The following is a 19,995-nucleotide window of genomic DNA, read 5'->3' on the forward strand; positions in this document are numbered from 1 at the left end:
CAGCGTGTCGCTGCCCGACGCCCTGCTCGACCTGCTCCGCCGGCCCAGCCCCTGCTTCCTCTCGACCCTGATGCCCGACGGCTCGCCGCAGATGACGCAGACCTGGGTGGACACCGACGGGCGCGACGTCCTGATCAACACCGTCCGCGGGCACCAGAAGGTCCGCAACGTGGAGCGCGACCCGCGGGTGGCCCTGAACGTGGCCGACCCCGACGACCCGAGCCGCTACTTCGAGGTCCGCGGTCGCGTCACCGAGGTGACCGAGGTCGGTGCCCGCGAGCACATCGACGAGCTGTCGCAGCGCTACATCGGCCGCCCGTACCCGTGGTTCGGCGGACGGGACCAGGTCCGCCTGCTGGTCCGGATCACGCCGGAGAAGGTGACGTCACCGCGCGGCTGAGGTCCGCTCGCCCGTCCCTCCCGCTGCCTCAGAACGGCGGCGGGGTGGTCGTGGCGACCAGGCCGGTCGGTGTGGTGACCGTCAGCGTGCCGTCCGGGGCCAGGTCGTGGCGCCAGCCGGGTGCCTGGTGCTTGCCGCGGTGGTGGCCGGTGCAGTAGCCGATCAGGTCGCCCGCGCTGGTCGTGCCGCCCGGCCACGGGCGGTCGTGGTCGAGCTCACCGCCGCGCGGCACCCGCTGGCGGCAGCCGGGGAAGCGGCACCGCCGGTCCCGCGCGCGGACGTACCGGTCGAGCGCGGCCCCCGGTCGGTAGCCGGCGCTCGTGCCAGGCGGACCGAGACCGGGCCGACCCGTGAGGTCGTGGTCGCACCGCGCCGGGTCGCGACGGCAGCGGCGGGCGCCGCACGTGGCGTGCCGGCGCAGCTCGTCGCTGTCGGTGAGGCAGCGCAGGGCGCCGGTCAGCTCGTCCACCACGGCGATGCGCGGCCTGTCGACGAGGCCCCCGCCGGCGCTGCGGTCGAGCAGGGCGGCGAGCGCGTCGCGCTGCTCGTCGGTCAGCGCGCGGAGGGCGGCCAGGTCGCTCGCCGCGGTGCTCACCCGGCCGGCGGGGCTGTCGTCCCACGCGTCCCGGTCGTCCGCCTCGGCGCGGCGGGCGTCGGTCACGGCTCGATCCGCGCGGCAGGTGGCGCGCTGCAGTTCCAGGAGCAGGGCGCCGGCCTCGTCCACCGCCCGGTCGGCGTCCGCCCATCCGCCCGCGGCGGGGACTGCCGGCGCTGGGTTTTCTGGCTCGGGGTCCGGTGGCGGTTGCGCGTGCTCGGCGTCGAGCGCCCACCAGCGCTCCATCTCCTCGGGCGGCGGGTCCTCCTCGCCACCCCACTCACCGTGCAGCGCCCGCGCCTCGACCTCGGCCCACCACCGCTCGTCGGCGGCCCGCAGGGTGTCGTCCCACGTCTCCTCCGGCGGGACGTCCACCCGCCGGTGCGGTGCGGGGGAGCGCGCGGGGTCGGCCGGCAACAGGCCGAGCGCCCGGGCCAGGGCGCGCACGACGTCGGCGGGCACCGGCTCGCCGCCGATCTCACCCGGTGCGGAGCCACCGGCCAGCGTGCGGATGCCGGCGACGACGGTGAGCTGGGCCTGCACCGCGGGATGGCCGTTCTCGCCCGGGCGGAGCACCAGGTCGAGGAGGCAGTCGGCCATCTTCTGGCCGCGGGTCCGCGTGTCCTCGGGGTCGTCGATCGCATCGGCGCACCGGCCCAGCGCATCGAGCAGCGCCTGGGCCTCGGGGACCGTCAGCAGCGCGTCGAACACCGCCATGCCCTCCCGGCGGTCGGCGCGGGCGGAGACGCCGCGCTCCCGCAGCGCCCGCACCAGCCGCTGGGCTGCGGCCGCGGCGTCGTGCCGGAGCACCGAGCGCCGCACCTTCGCGGTCAGCTGCGGCGGGGTGGTGACCTGCCGGCCGGCCACCCAGTCGAGCACCTCGCGCTCCACCCGGGCGCGGACGGCGGTGTCACGGACCGGGGCGACCCGCTCCAGCATCGACCAGAGGTGGCCGTCGTGGATCAGCCCGGATTCGAGGGCCTCCAGGGTCCGGGGGAGACGGTGGACGAGGGTGAGCGACCGCTCCAGCAGGTTCTCGGCGGCCGTCCGGGTGATCGACAGCGCCACCACCAGCTCCTGCGCCGCCCACTCGCTGACGTCGGCGAGCACCTCCGGCCGCGCCGCCCGGCGGTCGGCGCTCATGGCGCCCGGAGCTCCCGCGGGGCGGTCCGCTGACGCGGGGCGGGATGCGGCGAAGGCCGCGACCGCCCTCGCCCGCACGGCGGTCTGCCGTGCGATCTCGCGGCTGGCCGCCTGCACCGCACCGAGCGGCCCGCTCGCCCACCCGACCGACGGCGCACCGGTGGCGGCGGTGGGACGGGAGGCGGTGTCGGGCACGGTTCGATCATATGTTCGACCACCGACACCTACAGGTGACCGCCGGCGAGCGGGAGCAGCAGACCCACGGGCCTGCTCGAGCGGATCAGGTCTCGCGCACCGTCACGCCGGCGGCAGGTGCCGGACGGTCGAGGCGATCCCGATGAGGTGCACCAGCCGCAGCAGCTCGGAGCGGCGGAACGCCGGCCCGCCCGACCGGCCCACGACGACCGCGCAGTGGTCCCCGCCGTACGGCGCGGCCATCATCTCGATCGCCATCTCGCGCCAGCGCTCGGGCAGCCAGTCGTCGTCGCTGGGCAGCAGCCGCGCACCCGACAGCGGCAGCCACGGCAGCGACACTCCCGCGAAGCCCGGCGCCGCCTCGGACGCGGCCTGCACCGACCAGCCGTCCGGCCCGCAGTCGAGCACCACCGCCCACCCGCTGTGGAACACCCGGGGCAGCTCCGCCGCCAGCAGCGCTGCCGCCGACGCCTCGCCGGCGCGGGCCAGCGCGTCGAGCAGCTCCAGCTCGCGGTGGGTGTCCAGGGGGCCGGCGAAGGGCCGCAGCGACTCGACGCGCACGTCGGGCACGCCCTGGGCCACCGTGATCAGGCTGTCGGGCAGCCGGCCGGGCGGCAGGTCCACCACGAGGTCGTCCACCGCGATGCCGGTGCCGCGCTCGAGCACGTCCAGCGACACGATGTCGATGCCGGCGGTGCCCAGCGCCGTCGCGACGGCGCCGAGGATGCCGGGGCGGTCGGGCATGACCAGCCGCAGGAGATAGGACACGGTTCCTCCGAGGAGCTCTGGGGCTCGGGCCGATCTCCGGTGATCGCAGTCGGGAGCAGCCTCTCACGGTGACGACCTGGCCAGACCCCCCACGTACAGTGGGAAGGTCCGGTGCCGGCCCCCGACCGCGGGAGCCCGTGCCGAAGGTCCCCTCGAAGTGGAGTTCCGCCGCGCATGAGCACGCCGTCCCGCAAGGACCGACTCACCCGTGACGAGGTGGCCCACCTGGCCCACCTCTCGCGGCTGGCCGTGACCGACGAGGAGCTCGACCTCTTCGCCGGTCAGCTGGGCGCCGTGCTGGACGCCGTCGCGCAGGTGGGCAAGGCCGACGTCGCCGACGTCGCGCCCACCACGCACGCCGTGCCGATGACCAACGTCTTCCGCGAGGACGTCGCCCGGCCCAGCCTGCCCCGCGACGTCGTGCTCGCCGGTGCGCCGGCGGCCGAGGACGGCCGCATCCGCGTCCCCCGCATCCTGGGGGAGGAGGCGTGAGCGAGCTGACCACCACGGACGCCGCCGAGCTCGGCCGGCTGCTCACCGCCGGCGAGGTCACCTCGGTCGAGGTCACCCGCGCCTACCTCGACCGCATCGAGGCCGAGGACGCCGCGCTCGGCTCCTACCTGCACGTCGACGCCGAGGCGGCGCTGCGCACCGCCGAGCAGGTCGACGCCGCCCGCGCCGGGGGCACCGCCACCGGTCCGCTGGCCGGCATCCCGCTGGCGCTCAAGGACGTCGTCGTGACCGAAGGCGTCCCGACGACGAGCGGCTCGAAGATCCTCGAGGGCTGGCGCCCGCCGTACGACGCGACGCTGGCCGCCCGGCTGAAGAACGCAGGCACGGTGCTGCTCGGCAAGACCAACATGGACGAGTTCGCGATGGGCTCCTCCACCGAGAACTCCGCCTACCGCGTGACCCGCAACCCCTGGGACCACGACCGCATCCCGGGCGGCTCGTCCGGCGGCTCCTCCGCGGCGGTGGCCGGCGGCCTCGCGCCGTGGGCGATCGGCACCGACACCGGCGGCTCGATCCGCCAGCCCGCCGCCGTCACCGGCCTGGTCGGGCACAAGCCCACCTACGGCTCGGTCTCCCGGTACGGCCTCATCGCCTTCTCCTCGAGCCTGGACCAGGCCGGGCCGATGACCCGCACCGTCCTCGACGCGGCGCTGCTGCACGAGGCCATCGCCGGCCACGACCCGCTGGACTCCACCTCCATCGCCTCGCCGGTGCCGGTGCTCGCGGAGGCGGCCCGCCGCGGCGCCGAGGGCGACCTGGCCGGCCTGCGCGTCGGCGTCGTCACCGAGCTCGGCGGCGAGGGGCACACCGACGGCTACGACGAGGGCGTGCTCGCCCGTGTGGCCGAGGCCGTGGCCCTGCTGGAGAGCCTGGGCGCGGAGGTCCGCCAGGTCTCCTGCCCGGCCTTCGACCTGGCGCTGCCCGCCTACTACCTGATCGCGCCCAGCGAGGCGTCGTCCAACCTGGCCCGCTTCGACGGCGTCCGGTACGGCCTGCGGGTCGGCGACGACGGGAACCGGGACCTCGACCAGGTCATGGCGCTCACCCGCGAGCAGGGCTTCGGCCCCGAGGTCAAGCGCCGGATCATCCTGGGCACCTACGCGCTGTCCAGCGGCTACTACGACGCCTACTACGGGCAGGCCCAGAAGGTCCGCACGCTGATCACCCGCGACTTCACCAGCGCCTGGGACGACGTCGACGTGCTGGTCAGCCCCACCAGCCCGACGGTCGCCTGGCCGGTCGGCGCCCGCGTCGACGACCCGATCGCGATGTACGCCGCCGACCTGTGCACGCTGCCGGCGAGCCTGGCCGGCATCCCGGCCATCTCGGTGCCGTGCGGGCTGTCCGAGGGGCTGCCGGTCGGCTTCCAGATCATGGCGCCGGCGCTGGCCGACGACCGCTGCTACAAGGTCGCCGCCGCGCTCGAGGCCGCGCAGGACGCCGCTCGCGGGTCCCGGTTCCTCGACCAGCTGACCGCGGGGAGCGCCGCGTGAGCGCCCCGCTCAAGGCCGCCTGGGGCCTCACCGCCTTCGTCATCGTCGCCGGCGTCGTGGGGTGGATCGCCACCGACCGCGCCGTCTTCGCCGTCTTCCTCGTCCTGGGCGTGCTGACCGCCCTCGGCGCCGTCGTCACCGGCCGCGCCGAGCGGGCCGCAGCCCGGCGCACTGCCCCCAAGGAGGGCCCGACCCCGTGAGCACCGCCACCGCCGACCGCCTCGTCGCGTACGAGGAGGTCCTCACCCGCTACGAGCCGGTGATCGGCCTGGAGACCCACGTCGAGCTGGGCACGGCGTCGAAGATGTTCTGCGGCTGCGCCACGACCTTCGGCGCCGAACCCAACACCCAGACCTGCCCCACCTGCCTGGGCCTGCCGGGCTCGCTGCCGGTGGCCAACGCCGTGGGCATCGAGTCGACGATCCGCATCGGCCTGGCCCTGGGCTGCCGCATCGCCACCTGGGCCCGGTTCTCCCGGAAGAACTACTTCTACCCGGACATCCCCAAGGGCTTTCAGACGACGCAGTACGACGAGCCGCTGTGCGTCGCGGGCCACCTGGACGTCGAGGTGGACGGCGAGACGTACCGCGTCGAGATCGAGCGCGTGCACCTGGAGGAGGACACCGGCAAGAACCTGCACGTCGGTGGCTCGACCGGGCGCATCCACGGCGCCGACCACTCGCTGATCGACTACAACCGCGCGGGCATCCCGCTGGTCGAGATCGTCACCCGGCCCATCCCCGGCGCCGGTGCAAAGGCCCCGGAGGTCGCGAAGGCCTACGTCACCGAGCTGCGCGAGGTCCTGGTCGCCCTCGGCGTCTCCGAGGTCCGGATGGAGCAGGGCAACCTGCGCTGCGACGTGAACACCTCGCTGGCGCCGACCGGCAGCCTCGAGTGGGGCACGCGGACCGAGACGAAGAACGTGAACTCGCTGCGCTCGGTCGAGCGGGCGGTGCGCTTCGAGATGCGCCGTCAGGCGGCCGTGCTCGACGGCGGCGGCTCGGTCCTGCAGGAGACCCGGCACTTCCACGAGGACACCGGCTCCACCTCGCCCGGCCGCAGCAAGGAGGAGGCGACGGACTACCGGTACTTCCCCGAGCCCGACCTGGTGCCGGTCGCCCCCGACGAGGAGTGGGTCGCCACGCTGCTCGCCGAGCTGCCCGAGCTGCCGGCCGCCCGCCGATCGCGGCTCTCCGACGAGTGGGGCATCTCGCCGACCGAGATGGCCTGGCTGGTCAACGCCGGCGCCGTCGAGCTGGTCAGCGCCACCGTCGCCGCGGGCGCCTCGCCCGCCGACGCCCGCAAGTGGTGGCTGGGTGACCTCGCCCGCCGCGCCAACGACACCGGCACCGAGCTCGCCGAGCTGGCCGTCACCCCGGCCCAGGTGGCCGAGCTGATCGGGCTGATCTCGGCCGGCACGATCAACGACCAGCTCGCCCGTCAGGCGCTGGACGGCGTCCTCGCCGGCGAGGGCGACCCGGCGGCCGTGGTCGAGGCGCGCGGGCTGGCCGTCATGGGCGAGTCCGACGAGCTGGTCAGCGCCGTCGAGGCCGCGATCGAGGGCAACCCCGACGTCGCGGAGAAGGTCCGCGGCGGCAAGGTGCAGGCCATCGGCGCGCTCGTCGGGGCGGTCATGAAGACCACCCGGGGCAAGGCCGACGCCGCGACCGTGAAGCGGATGCTCGAAGAGCGCCTGGTCTCCTAGAGCGGGGAGCCGCCGGCAGCGGACGGCGGGTTGATCCGCAGCACCTTGTCGTCGTCCTCCGCCGGGGTGCCGATGCCGTCGCGGTTGGACGTGGTGATCCAGAGGGCGCCCGTGGGGTCGGCGACGACGGTCCGCAGCCGGCCGTACTCGCCGGCGAGGAACTCCTCGAGCTCGCCGGAGACGGTGCCGCCCCCGTCCACCGGGACGGCGTGCACCCGCTGCCCGTCCAGCGCGCCGAGGAAGACCGCGTCGCCGGCGACGGCGCACCCGCCCAGCCCGTCGGCGCCCGGCGGGATCTCCACCACCGGGGCGGTGACCGCGTAGTCGGTGCCCTCGACGAGCCCGTTGAGCTCGTCGGGGCCGTCGGCCGAGGCGTCGGCGGCGAACAGCCGGTCCTCCTCCCCGGTGCAGACGGCGGTCACGTCGCGGTGGCCGCTGGTGAACACCGGGCCGGCGCCGACCGGCCGGCCGAAGACGTCGATCCGCAGCACCTTGCCGGCGAGCGAGACCGGATCGGTCGCGGCCGCGGGGTTCCCGGCGTCGCCGGTGCCGACGTAGAGGGTGCCGTCGGCACCGAAGACCAGGCCGCCGCCGTTGCGCACCTCGCCGCGCGGGATGCCGGTCAGCACCGCGTTCGGGACGCCGCCGACGGGGAAGCGCACCACCCGGTTGTCGGTGGCGGTGGAGAGGTAGGCGTAGAGCAGCCCGTCCTCGAGGTAGGTGGGTGAGACGGCCAGGCCCAGCAGGCCGCCGTCGCCGGCGGTGTCCACGCCCGGCACGACCATGAGCTCGCGGGCGGGGGAGCGGTCGGGGAACACCTGCAGGATCCGGCCGGTGTCCCGCTCGCCGACGACCGCGGTGCCGTCGGGCAGCAGCGCCAGCCCGGTGGGGACGGCGAGGCCGGTGGCGACCACGTTCGGGTCGCCGCCCTCCTCGTCGGCGCCGGGGTCGGCCGGCCGGCCGGGGACCGGAGCGGAGGACCGGGGCGGACCCACCTCCGGCGGTGCGCCCTCGGGCAGCGGGCGGAAGGGGCCGGACGGCTCGTACCCGTCGCTGCCGCACCCGCCGAGCAGGACGGCGGCCAGCAGCAGCGCACCCGCCCTCGCCCGCCGCATGGCTCCACAGTACGTGCGCGGGCTGGGCCCGACCGGCGCGTGCGCCTACTGTCCTGGCTCGTGAACGAACCGCTGGTCGGCCCCGACGAGGTGCTCGACGTCCTGGTCCCCTCCCGTGCCCTGGCGGCCGCCGCCGAGGCGGTCTCCCCCCGGGTGCGCGCGCACCGGTGGTCGGCGGCCGACGGCTCGCCCACGGGCGACGCCGCCCGCTCCAAGGTCTGGGTCCCGCGCTCGGGCGGCGCGGACGTGCCCGACGGCGAGTTCTTCGCCGCCCTGCCCGACCTCCGCGTGGTCCAGCTGCTCAGCGCCGGCGCCGAGCGCTTCGCCGGCCGGCTGCCCGACGGCGTCGCGCTGTGCAACGCCCGCGGCGCGCACACGCCGTCGACGGCGGAGTGGGCGGTGGCGGCCACGCTCGCCGCCCAGCGCGGGCTGCCGTTCTTCGTCCGGGAGCAGGACGCCGGGCGCTGGACGCCCCGCACCCACCACAGCCTCGTCGGCGCGAAGGTCCTCGTCGTCGGCGCCGGGGACATCGGCCGCACGATCGGCCGGATGATGGCCGGCTTCGACGTGGAGCTGACCTTCGTTGCCCGCTCCGCCCGCGACGGGGTCCACCCGACCAGCGCGCTCCCCGAGCTGCTGCCGCAGGCCGACGTCGTCGTCGTCATCGTGCCGGTCACCGACGAGACCACCGGGCTGGTGGACGCCGCCTTCCTCGCCGCGATGCGGGACGGCGCGCTGCTGGTCAACGCCGCCCGCGGCGTCGTCGTCGACACCGACGCGCTGCTCGCCGAGCTCACCGCCGGCCGGCTGCGCGCCGCCCTGGACGTGACCGAGCCCGAGCCGCTGCCCGAGGGGCACCCGCTCTGGAGCGCGCCGAACCTGCTGCTCACCCCGCACGTGGGTGGCGACGTGCCGGGCACCAACGAGCGGGCGGCGGCGGCGGTGACGGCGCAGCTGCGCCGGATCCTGGCCGGCGAGCCGTTGGAGAACGTGGTCGACCGCTACTAGCGGACCGGGATCCGCCCGTCGGAGGCCCGGCCGATGGCCGGGAGGTCGCGGGCGCGGACGGCGGGCAGCCGCACCTCGGTGCCGCCGGTGGTCACCAGCCACAGCTCGGCGCGCTCGCCGACGCGGACGCCGGCCAGCTCCGTCCAGGGCACCCGGCGCGAGCCGGCCAGCGTGCGGACGGTGATGGCCGCGTCGTCCACGTCGAAGCCCGTGCGGACCACCCAGGCCGCCAGCAGCACCGGCACGAGGAGCACCAGCAGGAACCAGACCGAGGCCGCCGTGAGCGGGAGCAGGCAGATCGCGAACACCAGCACCGGCAGCAGGGTGGTGCGGTTCATCCGGAAGCGGGTGGGCGTGTCCACGACCGTCGATCCTCCCAGACGGCTCAGCCGGACAGCCGGGACAGCCGGGCCGCGCTGCCGGGATCCGCGGCGGTGTAGACGACCAGCTGGAGGCCGGGGGCGTCCGCCGGCGTGAGCTGGTGGTGCTCGAGCACCAGGGAGCCGACCTCGGGGTGCTCGAAGCGCCGCTCGGTGGAGGTGAACCGGTCGACGTCGTGGCTGGCCCACCCCTCGCGGAACGCCGGGCTCGCCTCCTCCAGCCGGGACACCAGGGCGACCACGCCGGGGTCGGCGAGCCGCGGTCCGGCCTCCGCCCGGAACTGGGTGAGGAAGCGCCGGCTGTCGGTCGCCCAGTCGCCGAGCAGCCGGCGGACGGCCGGGTCGGTGAACACCACCCACAGCAGGTTCCGGTCCTCGACCGGCAGCGCGGCGACGCCCGGGTAGAGGCGTGCGTACGCCGCGTTCCACCCGGCGATCGACCAGCTCGAGGTGATCGCGTACGCGGGGGAAGGGCCGAGGGAGTCCATCAGCCGCTGCAGGTGCGCGGGGACGGTCTCGGGGGCCTCGTCGCTGCGCACCGGGCCGTTGCCGGACAGCCGCAGCACGTATTCCCGCTCGGCGGGCGAGAGCCGGAGGGTGCGGGCCAGGGCGTCCACGACCTGCACCGACGGCCGGATGTCCCGCCCCTGCTCGAGCCACGTGTACCAGGTGTGGCTGACCCCGGCGAGCAGCGCGACCTCCTCCCGGCGGAGCCCTGGCGTGCGCCGGTTCGCCCCGGCCGGCAGGCCGACGGCGGCGGGGGAGAGCTGACGACGGCGGGAGCCGAGGAACTCGGCGAGCTCGCGGCGGGCGGAGGCGGTCACGGACGTCCGTTCGGTGGTGGTGCCGCTACTAGTACCAGCACCGTCTCGGAGGTGTCACCGGTCGCGCCTACGATCCATCCCCGTGACCATCGGCGAGGACCTCATCCCGGGCAACGACTCCGCGAGCGCGACCCGCAGCCCGCTCAAGCCGCGCAGCTACGAGGTGACCGACGGGGACGCCAAGGCGCCCGCCCGCGCCATGCTGCGCGCCGTCGGCATGGGCGACGACGACATGGTCAAGCCGCAGATCGGCGTCGCCTCGTCGTGGAACGAGATCACGCCCTGCAACCTGTCGCTGGACCGCCTGGCCAAGCGCGCCAAGGACGGCGTCCGCGCAGCCGGCGGCTTCCCGATGGAGTTCGGCACCATCTCGGTCTCCGACGGCATCTCCATGGGCCACGAGGGCATGCGCGCCTCGCTGGTCTCCCGCGAGGTCATCGCCGACTCGGTCGAGACGGTCATGTTCGCCGAGCGGCTCGACGGCTCCGTGCTGCTGGCCGGCTGCGACAAGTCGCTGCCCGGCATGCTCATGGCCGCCGCCCGGCTCGACCTGGCCAGCGTCTTCCTCTACTCGGGCTCGACGATGCCCGGCAAGCTCGACGACCGCGACCTCACGATCATCGACGTGTTCGAGGCCGTCGGCGCCTGCGCCCGCGGGCTCATCTCCCGCGACGAGCTGACCGCGATCGAGAAGGCCGCCTGCCCCGGCCAGGGCTCGTGCGGCGGCATGTACACCGCCAACACCATGGCCAGCGTCGCCGAGGCCCTGGGCATGGCGCTGCCCGGCAGCGCCGCACCGCCCGCGCCCGACAGCCGCCGCGACGACTACGCCGTCGCCTCGGGCGAGGCCGTCGTGAACCTGCTCCGCCTGGGCATCACCGCGCGGCAGATCATGACCAGGAAGGCGTTCGAGAACGCCATCACCGTCGTCATGGCCCTGGGCGGCTCCACCAACGCCGTCCTGCACCTCATGGCGATCGCCCACGAGGCGCAGGTCGACCTCTCGCTCGAGGACTTCAACCGGATCGGCGACCGCACGCCGCTGCTGGCCGACGTGAAGCCCTTCGGCCGGTTCGTCATGACCGACGTCGACCGCGTCGGAGGCGTCCCCGTCGTCCTCAAGGCGCTGCTGGACGCCGGCCTGCTGCACGGCGACGTCCTGACCGTCACCGGGAAGACGATGGCGGAGAACCTGGCCGACCTCGCCCCGACCGACCCCGACGGCGCGATCATCCACGCGATGAACGACCCGATCCACCGGACCGGCGGGCTGGACATCCTGCACGGGTCGCTGGCCCCCGAGGGTGCGGTCGTGAAGTCGGCCGGGTTCGACTCCACGACCTTCGAGGGCACCGCGCGCGTGTTCGACGGCGAGCAGGGCGCCATGGACGCCGTCACCGACGGCACGCTCAAGCCCGGCGACGTCGTCGTCATCCGGTACGAGGGCCCGCGGGGCGGCCCCGGCATGCGCGAGATGCTGGCGGTCACCGGGGCGATCAAGGGCGCCGGCCTCGGCAAGGACGTCCTGCTGCTCACCGACGGCCGCTTCTCCGGCGGCACGACCGGCCTGTGCATCGGGCACGTGGCACCCGAGGCCACCGACGGCGGCCCGATCGCCTTCGTCCGCGACGGCGACCGGATCCGCCTGGACCTCAGCACCCGGCAGCTGGACCTGCTGGTGGACGCCGACGAGCTGGCTCGCCGCCGGGAGGGCTGGGAGCCGCTGCCCCCGCGCTACACCACCGGCGTGCTCGGCAAGTACGCGAAGCTCGTCGGTTCCGCGGCCCAGGGCGCCATCTGCGGCTGATCCGCCGCTGGACCCGGCGCGGACCGACCCCCCTCCGAAGGGGTGAGGTCCGCGCCGGACGGCTTGGCCGCGGGCCTCCCCGTGCCGAGAGATGCGGTGTGGACCCGCGCCGATGGTGGTTGCTCGCGGTGGCCGTGCCGGCGGGACTCGCCTGCACCGCCGCCGCCGCGACGCCTGCCCTGAGGGACCTCGGCGACCTCGCCGTCGTCCTCGTCGGTCTGATCACCTCCGCCGTCCTGTGGACCGCCGGACGGCGACCGGACCGGTCCCGCGCGTGGCGGCTGTTCGCCGCCGCGCCCCTGTTCCCGGTCGTCGGCGCCGTCCTCGCGGCCGTGGTGCCCGCATCCGACCCGCTGGACCAGGTGGTCCTCCGGTGGGTGCCCACGGTCCCCGGCTACGCCATCGCGATCGTCGCGCTGCTCGGTCTGGCCGGGCGGTCGCGGCTGCGCACCGGGCGCCGCGCGGCCGCCGAGGTCGCGCTGTTCCTGACCTCCTGCGTGGTCGCGGTCCGCCTGCTCGTCGCCGGCCCCATGGGCGACTGGGCCAGCATGGTCCTGGCCGAGCAGGTCGTCCTGGGCGCCGCCGTCGTCGTCACCTCGGCGACGATGACCGCCGCACTCCTCCTCCTCGGGGTCGTCGAGCCGGCCCGCCGGCCGATGGCCGTCGTGCTCCTCGCCGGCACCGGCCTGCTGACCAGCGGTCGCGGGCTCGGGACCTCGGCCGTCCTCGCCGACGCCGCCGCCTTCACCGCCTGCGCCCGGTTCCTCGTCGTGGGCGGCCTGCTGCTGCTCAGCCTCGCCGTCCTGCTCGACCCGGGCGCCACCGCCCCGGCGCCGCGCGGCTTCGCCCGCGCGGTGGACGTCGGGCAGCTGCTGCCGATGGCGGCCCTGCTGGTCGCGGTCGCCGCGGCCGGTGCGGTCCGCTTCCTCGGTCACACCCTCGACGTCGTCACCTGGGGTGGGCTCGTGCTGGCCGTCCTGCTCGCCCTCGTGCAGCGCTGGACCACCGCCTGCCAGGAGCACCACCTCTCGGCCCGGCTGCGCCGCAGCGAGGCATACTTCCGCTCGCTGGTGCACTCCGGCACCGACGCCGTGGTGCTCCTGGACGACCAGCTCCGCGTGGTCTGGGCCTCGCCGGCGCTGGACCGGGTGCTCGGTGCGGCCGCGGCCGGCCTGGTCGGGCAGCCGCTGCTGGACGCCGCGCACCCCGAGGACCACCCGGTCCTCACCGGGGCCCTGACCGCCGGCGCCGCCGCGCCCGCGCTGGTCGGGCTGCGGCTGCGGGACGCCGACGGCGTGTGGCGCTGCCTGGAGGCCGGCATCGCCGACCTCCGCGACGACCCGGACGTCGGTGCCGTCGTCCTGCAGTGCCGCGACATGACCGAGCGGGAGTCCCGCGAGCGCTCCCTGCAGAGCATCGCCTACACCGACCCGATGACCGGCCTGCCCAACCGCGCGGGCATGCTGCGGCTGCTCGGCGAGCGGCTCGCCGTGCCCGCGGACGTCCGCGAGCCCGGCACGCTGCTGGTGGTCGAGCTGGACGGCGCCCTCGACGCGCGCGAGCACGTCGGCCGCGACGCGTTCAGCGCCGTGGTGGCCGAGATCGGCCGCCGGCTGCGCTCGACCGTGCGCGGGGAGGACGTCGTCGCCCGCATGGGCGGCGGGGCCTTCGCCGTCCTCGCCGGGGGGGAGGGTGCCGACGCCGACCGGCTGGCCGGCCGGATCCTCTCCGTCGTCGAGCAGCCCATCGTCACCGCCACCGGCATCCTCGACCTGACCGCCGGCGTGGGCCTGGTCGAGCTGGACGAGGCCCTGGCCGTGGAGGACGTGCTGGCCCGCGGCGACCTGGCCGTCCGCGCCGCGCGCGCCGCCGGCCTGGGCATGGCGCAGCGGTACCGCGCCGCCCTGGGCGAGGCCGCCGCGCGCCGCGAGCGCCTCCGCGAGGACCTGCGCTCGGCCCGCACGCGGGGCGAGCTGTTCCTGCTCTTCCAGCCCGTCGTCGCGCTGGCCGACCAGCGGGTCGCCGGCGTCGAGGCGCTGCTGCGCTGGCGCCACCCCGTCCTGGGCGAGGTCCCGCCGGCGGAGTTCCTGCCGATCGCCGAGCAGTCCGGGCTCATCGGCGAGCTGCAGCGGTTCGCGCTGGACGAGGCGACCCGGGCAGCGGCCGCGCTGCCGGCCGAGGTGCGGGTCGGCGTCGACGCGCCTGCGGGCTACGTCGCCACGGGCGCGATGATCACCGACGTCGAGTCCGCCCTGCGCCGGTCCGGCCTCGCGCCCGAGCGGCTGGTCCTGGAGATCGGCGACGGCACCGTGACCTCCACGGAGGAGCGCGACGGCCTGGACGTCTCCACCCTGCGGCTGATGGGCGTGCACGTGGCGCTCGCCGGCTTCGGGGGCGACTCCTCGATGCTCACGCACCTCACCCGGCTGCCGATCGACATGGTCAAGCTCGACCGGGCGTTCGTCTCCCGCATCGACCGCGACCCCAAGACCAAGGCCCTGTGCGAGTCGATCGTCGGCATCGGGCGCGCCCTGGGCATGCAGGTCGTCGCCGAGGGCGTGGAGACCGCCGCGCAGCTGGCCGTCCTCAGCGGCTTCGGCTGCGACTACGCCCAGGGCTTCCTGCTCGCCCGCCCGATGCCGCTGGAGCAGGTCGTGACGCTGCTCTCCGACGAGGCAGGCGCTCTGTGGCCCGGACTCGTCGCCTCCCGGTGACCCGCGCCTGGCCCCGGCGGTCCGTGCTGGCAGCCCTCGCCGGCGCCGCGCTCGTCGCCGCCGCGCAGCAGCTGCTGCTGCCGGGGTGGAGCGGCTGGAGCGGCCCGGCGGTCCTGGCCCTGGCGGCGCTCGGCGTCGCCGCCCTGGTGGCCCGGCACGTCCGCGGTCTCGATCCGGCGGCGGCGGCCACCTGGGGCGCCTTCGCCGTCCTCGCCGTCCTCCTGGGGGCGGGGCAGCTGGTGCGCGCCGCGACGGGGGCCGGCACCAACCCCGTGGCCGCCGGCCCCGCCGACGTCCTGTTCGCCGCCTCCGGTCCGGTGGCCGTGCTCCTCTGCGCGCGGCTCCTGCGCTCGTCCGGCGGGCGCATCCGCGTGCAGGTGGTCCTGGACGCCGCAGTCGCCCTGGTCGCGCTCGCCGCGCTGCTGCAGATGCTGGTCCCGCTCACCGCGGGGCCGCCCGGCGCGCCGGCCGACCCCGTGCTCACGGTCTTCTACCCGACCGTCGCCGCGCTGCTCGTCGCCGCCGGGCTGGTCACGCTCGGCGCGGTGCAGCCGGCGAGGCGGGCAGCGGCCGGCTGGATGCTGCTGGGCTTCGCCGCCCTCGCGGTCACGACGGCCGCCAGCGCGCTCGCGGTCACCCGCCCGTCGGCGCTGGTGGACGCCGTCGCCTCCACCGCGTTCCTGGGCATGCTCGCCGCTGCGACCCTCGCGCTCGCCGCCGACCCCGGTCCCCGCACGACGGTCGACCGGCCCACCGCGGCCGTCCCGCTGGCGGGCGTGGTCGTGAGCTACTGCCTGTGCTTCGCCGCCCTCGCGCTGCTGCTCGGCGCGCTCGCCACGGGCCGGCCGCCGGCGGTGCTCGTGACGGCGACCGTCGGCCTGCTGGTGGTGCTGACGTTCACCCGAACCGTGGTGTGGGTCGTCGACGGCGCCCGCCTGACCCGGCGCGTGCTCCGCACGGAGACCTACTTCCGCGCCCTCGTGCACCAGGCTGCCGACGTCACCGTCGTGCTCGACGCGCACGGCTCGGTCACCTGGGCGGCGGTGTCGGCGCCGGAGATGCAGGCCTGGCTCCCGCGCGACCTCGAGGGCCGGCCGCTGCGCGACGTCGTCCACCCCGACGACCGCCACGAGCTGCACCGCGCCCTCGATCGGGGAGCCGGTGCCGCCGGCCCGTCGGCCGGGGGGAGCCCCGTCCTGCGCCTGCGCGGCCGGGACGGCGCGTGGCGCAGCCTCGAGTCGGTCCGCGGCGCGACGTCCGCCGACGGCGTCGTGCTGCACCTGCGCGACGTCGCCGGGCGACGCAGCGCCGAGCTGGAGCTCGAGCGGCTGGCCTACACCGACTACCTGACCGGACTGCCCAACCGCGCGCGGCTGATGGCCGCCCTGGCCGACGCCCGCAAGCGCGCCGCCCGGGGCGAGGCGTGGTCGTTCCTCCTGCTGGACCTCGACGGCTTCAAGCTGGTCAACGACGTGGCCGGCCACGAGGCGGGCGACGACCTGCTCGTGCAGGTCGCCGGACGGCTCCGCGCGGCGGTGCGGGACGGCGACCTGGTGGCGCGGCTCGGCGGCGACGAGTTCGCCGTCCTGGTGCCCGGCGGCCTCGACGAGGCCGTCGGCCTCGCCGAGCGGATCGTGGCCGACCTGCGCACCGTCCGCGCCGTCGACGAGGTGACCGAGCACGCCTCCGGCGTGGTCTTCGACGTCTCCGGCAGCATCGGCGCGACCGCACTGGACCCGGAGGACGAGGTGGCGGGCACCGTCCGGCTGGCCGACGTCGCCCTCCGCGCGGCCAAGACCGCCGGCAAGTCCTGCGTCCGGACGGCGGCGAGCGCCGTCGACAGCGCGATGGGCCGCCGCGCCCGGCTGGCGCGCGACCTGCCCGCCGCCCTCGCGCAGGAGCAGTTCCGGATGGTCTACCAGCCGGTGGTCGGGCTGGAGGAGCGGCGCATCCTCGGCATCGAGTCGCTGGTGCGCTGGGACCACCCGCAGCTGGGCACCGTGCCGCCGGACGAGTTCATCTCCCTCGCGGAGGACGACGGCCTGATCGTCGCCCTGCAGCGCTGGGCGCTGGGCCGGGTGACGCGGGACGCCGCCGCGCTGCGCGCCGCCGGCTGGGAGCTGATGACCAGCCTCAACGTCTCGGTCCGCCACTTGCAGGCCGGGTGCCTGGCTCCGGACGTGGCGCAGGCGCTGGCCGAGGCCGGTCTCCCGCCGCACAAGCTGATGCTCGAGGTCACCGAGTCGGTGATGCTCGACGCCGAGGACCGGCTGCAGAGCGACCTCACCACGCTCCGCGAGATGGGCTGCGTGCTCTCCGTCGACGACTTCGGGCGGGGGTACTCCTCGCTGGCGTACCTGGCCCGGCTGCCGGTGCAGATCCTCAAGCTGGACCAGGCGTTCATCGCCGACATCGAGCGCGACGAGCGCGGGGCGACGCTGCTCGGCGGCGTCCTCGACCTCGGCGACCGCCTGGGGCTCGACGTCGTCGCCGAGGGCGTGGAGACCCCGGGGCAGCTGCGCATGCTGCAGGAGATGGGCTGCCGCTACCTGCAGGGGTGGCTGTTCGGCCGCCCGGTCGACGTCGCCGAGCTCCCCGCGGTGCTGGCCGGCTTCGACCCGGCCGTCCTGGACGCCCTCCCGCAGGATCTGGACACGCTCGTCCACTGAGTGGGACAGCGTGGTTGACGGACGCCGCGGTGGGGGCGCACAGTGTGCAGGTGCCCCACGCCTGCCTGCTCGTCGACGGCTGCTCCCGCAGCCTCCTCGTAGTTCCCTAGCGCGCCGGTCGTCCCGACCGACGCGCTGACCCCTCCGTGCCTGCGGCACGAGGGGTTTTTTGTTGCCCGACAGCTGTCGACGAACCGCCGGCACCCGCTCGCCCCGCACGGCCCAGGAGAGACGACCGAGATGACCACCAGCCAGAGCGAGTCAGCCACCCGCGAGGCCGCCGCCGCCCTCACGGGCGTCGAGACGACGGCCCGCTCCCTCGAGGAGTCGGCCGCCGAGCCGGCCACCGGCATCACCGGGGCGCAGAGCCTCGTCCGCTCGCTGGAGGCCATCGGCGTCGACGTCGTCTTCGGCATCCCCGGCGGCGCGATCCTCCCGCTCTACGACCCGCTGTTCGACTCCTCGGTCCGCCACGTCCTGGTGCGCCACGAGCAGGGCGCCGGGCACGCCGCGACCGGCTACGCCCAGGCCACCGGCCGGGTCGGCGTCTGCATGGCCACCTCCGGCCCCGGGGCGACCAACCTGGTCACCCCGCTGGCCGACGCCTACATGGACTCGGTCCCGGTCGTGGCCATCACCGGCCAGGTGCCCAGCGGCTCGATCGGCACCGACGCCTTCCAGGAGGCCGACATCCGCGGCATCACGATGCCGATCACCAAGCACAACTTCCTGGTGACCGACGCCGCGGACATCCCGCAGCGGATCGCGGAGGCGTTCCACCTGGCCTCGACCGGCCGCCCCGGGCCGGTGCTCGTCGACGTCCCCAAGGACGTGCTGCAGGCGACGACGGACTTCGCCTGGCCGCCGCGGATGGACCTCCCTGGCTACCGGCCGACCACCCGCCCGCACGGCAAGCAGGTGCGCGAGGCCGCGGCGCTGATCGCCGGCGCCCGCCGCCCGGTCCTGTACGTCGGTGGCGGCGTGCTCAAGGCCGGCGCCACCGAGGAGCTCGCGGAGCTCGCGGAGCTGACCGGCGCGCCGGTGGTCACCACGCTGATGGCCCGCGGCGCCTTCCCGGACAGCAGCCCGCAGCACCTGGGCATGCCGGGCATGCACGGCACGGTCGCCGCGGTGACCGCGCTGCAGAAGTCCGATGTCCTGGTCGCCCTCGGTGCCCGCTTCGACGACCGGGTGACCGGCCAGCTGTCGACCTTCGCGCCCGACGCGCTGGTGGTGCACGCCGACATCGACCCGGCCGAGATCGGCAAGAACCGCAAGGCCGACGTCCCGATCGTCGGCGACGCCAAGGAGACCATCGGCCAGCTGGTCACCGCGCTGCGGGCCGAGCACGAGGCCGGGCGCACCCCCGACCTGGCCGACTGGTGGGCGCAGCTGGACGACTGGCGCGACCGGTACCCCCTGGGCTACGACGAGCCGGAGGACGGCGCGCTCTCGCCGCAGTACGTGATCGAGCGGCTCGGCGCCATCGCCGGCCCCGACGCGATCTACACCTCCGGCGTGGGCCAGCACCAGATGTGGGCCGCGCAGTTCATCAAGTACGAGAAGCCCGGCACCTGGCTCAACAGCGGCGGCCTCGGCACGATGGGCTACGCCGTCCCGGCGGCGATGGGGGCCAAGCAGGGCTGCCCGGACACCACGGTGTGGGCCATCGACGGCGACGGCTGCTTCCAGATGACCAACCAGGAGCTGGCCACCTGCGCCATCGAGGGCATCCCGATCAAGGTCGCCGTCATCAACAACGGCAACCTCGGCATGGTCCGGCAGTGGCAGACCCTGTTCTACGAGGGCCGCTACTCCAACACCAAGCTGCACGCCCAGAACGCCGACGGGACGCCCAAGCCCGTGCGCATCCCCGACTTCGTGACCCTCGCCGAGGCGCTGGGCTGCGTCGGGCTGCGCTGCGAGAGCAAGGACGACGTGGACGCCGTCATCGAGAAGGCCATGGCCATCACCGATGCGCCCGTCGTCATCGACTTCGTCGTCGGCTCCGACGCCCAGGTGTGGCCGATGGTCGCCGCGGGTGCCAGCAACGACGACATCCTGGCCGCGCGCGACGTGCGGCCCGTCTTCGGAGAGGGTCAGGTCTGATGCCCCGCCACACGCTGTCGGTGCTGGTCGAGAACAAGTCCGGTGTCCTGGCCCGGGTCTCGGCGCTGTTCAGCCGCCGCGCCTTCAACATCGAGTCGCTGGCCGTCGGGCCGACCGAGAACCCCGGCCTGTCGCGCATGACGATCGTGGTCGACGCCGACGCCCAGCCGCTCGAGCAGATCACCAAGCAGCTCAACAAGCTCGTGGAGATCATCAAGATCGTCGAGCTGGAGACCGGGGCCGCCGTGCAGCGCGAGCTGCTCCTGGTCAAGGTGCGGGCCCCCATGGCCGAGCGCACCCAGGTGCTCCAGACCGCCGAGCTCTTCCGCGCCCGCGTCATCGACGTGAACCCCGAGACGGTGACCCTGGAGGCCACCGGCACCCCCGACAAGCTGCAGGCGCTGCTCGCCGTCCTCGCCCCCCTGGGCATCAAGGAGATGGCGCAGTCGGGCACCGTGGCCCTGGGCCGCGGCCCGCGGTCGATGTCCGGCACCGGTACCTTGCGCCCGGTCGAGCGCACCGCCTGAACCCCCACCGCCCCACCCGCTTTATCGCGA

General features: G+C 75.3%; 16 protein-coding genes. 11 read left to right on the forward strand and 5 right to left on the reverse strand.

Annotated features, from left to right (window positions below):
• The first annotated feature begins 4 nt into the window (after positions 1-4).
• On the forward strand, positions 5-400 hold the full coding sequence (locus tag ACI79H_RS14235) for a PPOX class F420-dependent oxidoreductase (protein ID WP_456555055.1): 396 nt from the start codon (positions 5-7) through the stop codon (positions 398-400).
• Positions 401-428: 28 nt separating this feature from the next.
• Here ACI79H_RS14235 and ACI79H_RS14240 read toward each other — a convergent pair whose 3' ends face one another.
• Together ACI79H_RS14240 and ACI79H_RS14245 are read right to left on the reverse strand one after the other, a co-directional pair.
• Positions 429-2,333: a DUF222 domain-containing protein gene (locus ACI79H_RS14240; RefSeq protein WP_456555056.1), complete on the reverse strand. Its 1,905-nt coding sequence runs from the start codon at positions 2,331-2,333 to the stop codon at positions 429-431.
• Between the two features lie 102 nt (positions 2,334-2,435).
• Positions 2,436-3,101, reverse strand: coding sequence for an ACT domain-containing protein (locus ACI79H_RS14245; RefSeq protein WP_456555057.1), 666 nt, complete (start codon positions 3,099-3,101; stop codon positions 2,436-2,438).
• Positions 3,102-3,275: 174 nt separating this feature from the next.
• On the opposite strand from ACI79H_RS14245, the gene gatC reads away from it, so the two are divergent.
• Genes gatC through gatB form a run of 4 tightly spaced genes read left to right on the forward strand, consistent with a single transcriptional unit; the run spans position 3,276 to position 6,812 of the window.
• Positions 3,276-3,593 (forward strand): Asp-tRNA(Asn)/Glu-tRNA(Gln) amidotransferase subunit GatC, encoded by a 318-nt coding sequence (gene gatC / locus ACI79H_RS14250; protein ID WP_456555058.1) that lies wholly within the window; start codon positions 3,276-3,278, stop codon positions 3,591-3,593.
• Positions 3,590-5,107 (forward strand): Asp-tRNA(Asn)/Glu-tRNA(Gln) amidotransferase subunit GatA, encoded by a 1,518-nt coding sequence (gene gatA, locus ACI79H_RS14255; RefSeq protein ID WP_456555059.1) that lies wholly within the window; start codon positions 3,590-3,592, stop codon positions 5,105-5,107. The genes gatC and gatA overlap by 4 nt, the downstream gene beginning before the upstream one ends.
• Entirely contained in the window at positions 5,104-5,307 is a 204-nt protein-coding gene (locus ACI79H_RS14260) for a hypothetical protein (RefSeq protein ID WP_456555060.1), read from the forward strand. Before gatA ends, ACI79H_RS14260 begins: the two co-directional genes overlap by 4 nt.
• Positions 5,304-6,812 (forward strand): Asp-tRNA(Asn)/Glu-tRNA(Gln) amidotransferase subunit GatB, encoded by a 1,509-nt coding sequence (gene gatB / locus ACI79H_RS14265; RefSeq protein ID WP_456555061.1) that lies wholly within the window; start codon positions 5,304-5,306, stop codon positions 6,810-6,812. Before ACI79H_RS14260 ends, gatB begins: the two co-directional genes overlap by 4 nt.
• Here gatB and ACI79H_RS14270 read toward each other — a convergent pair.
• Positions 6,809-7,927, reverse strand: coding sequence for a PQQ-dependent sugar dehydrogenase (locus ACI79H_RS14270; RefSeq protein WP_456555062.1), 1,119 nt, complete (start codon positions 7,925-7,927; stop codon positions 6,809-6,811). The two genes, gatB and ACI79H_RS14270, sit on opposite strands and share 4 nt — an antisense overlap.
• A gap of 60 nt (positions 7,928-7,987) precedes the next feature.
• On the opposite strand from ACI79H_RS14270, the gene ACI79H_RS14275 reads away from it, so the two are divergent.
• The gene (locus tag ACI79H_RS14275) at positions 7,988-8,935 is read left to right on the forward strand and encodes a 2-hydroxyacid dehydrogenase (RefSeq protein WP_456555063.1); all 948 of its coding nucleotides are present in this window, start codon (positions 7,988-7,990) and stop codon (positions 8,933-8,935) included.
• Here the strand turns inward: ACI79H_RS14275 and ACI79H_RS14280 are convergent.
• Positions 8,932-9,297 carry a PH domain-containing protein gene (locus ACI79H_RS14280; RefSeq protein ID WP_456555064.1) on the reverse strand — a complete coding sequence of 122 codons (366 nt, stop codon included), beginning with the start codon at positions 9,295-9,297 and terminating at the stop codon, positions 8,932-8,934. The genes ACI79H_RS14275 and ACI79H_RS14280 overlap by 4 nt on opposite strands.
• 23 nt (positions 9,298-9,320) lie before the next feature.
• Positions 9,321-10,139 (reverse strand): helix-turn-helix transcriptional regulator, encoded by an 819-nt coding sequence (locus ACI79H_RS14285; protein WP_456555065.1) that lies wholly within the window; start codon positions 10,137-10,139, stop codon positions 9,321-9,323.
• Positions 10,140-10,221: 82 nt separating this feature from the next.
• Here ACI79H_RS14285 and ilvD point away from each other — a divergent pair, with 82 nt between their 5' ends.
• From ilvD to ilvN, 5 genes are all read left to right on the forward strand, one after another.
• Positions 10,222-11,946: a dihydroxy-acid dehydratase gene (ilvD, locus tag ACI79H_RS14290; RefSeq protein WP_456555066.1), complete on the forward strand. Its 1,725-nt coding sequence runs from the start codon at positions 10,222-10,224 to the stop codon at positions 11,944-11,946.
• A 98-nt stretch (positions 11,947-12,044) separates the two neighbouring features.
• Positions 12,045-14,660, forward strand: coding sequence for a putative bifunctional diguanylate cyclase/phosphodiesterase (locus ACI79H_RS14295; protein WP_456555067.1), 2,616 nt, complete (start codon positions 12,045-12,047; stop codon positions 14,658-14,660).
• Positions 14,657-17,329, forward strand: a complete 2,673-nt coding sequence (locus ACI79H_RS14300) for a putative bifunctional diguanylate cyclase/phosphodiesterase (RefSeq protein ID WP_456555068.1) — start codon at positions 14,657-14,659, stop codon at positions 17,327-17,329. Before ACI79H_RS14295 ends, ACI79H_RS14300 begins: the two co-directional genes overlap by 4 nt.
• Positions 17,330-17,569: 240 nt before the next feature.
• Positions 17,570-19,438, forward strand: coding sequence for an acetolactate synthase large subunit (locus tag ACI79H_RS14305; RefSeq protein WP_456555069.1), 1,869 nt, complete (start codon positions 17,570-17,572; stop codon positions 19,436-19,438).
• Positions 19,438-19,965 carry an acetolactate synthase small subunit gene (ilvN, locus tag ACI79H_RS14310; protein ID WP_456555070.1) on the forward strand — a complete coding sequence of 176 codons (528 nt, stop codon included), beginning with the start codon at positions 19,438-19,440 and terminating at the stop codon, positions 19,963-19,965. Before ACI79H_RS14305 ends, ilvN begins: the two co-directional genes overlap by 1 nt.
• The last annotated feature ends 30 nt before the right edge of the window (positions 19,966-19,995 follow it).

The sequence above is a fragment of the Blastococcus sp. SYSU D01042 genome (genome assembly GCF_054050515.1).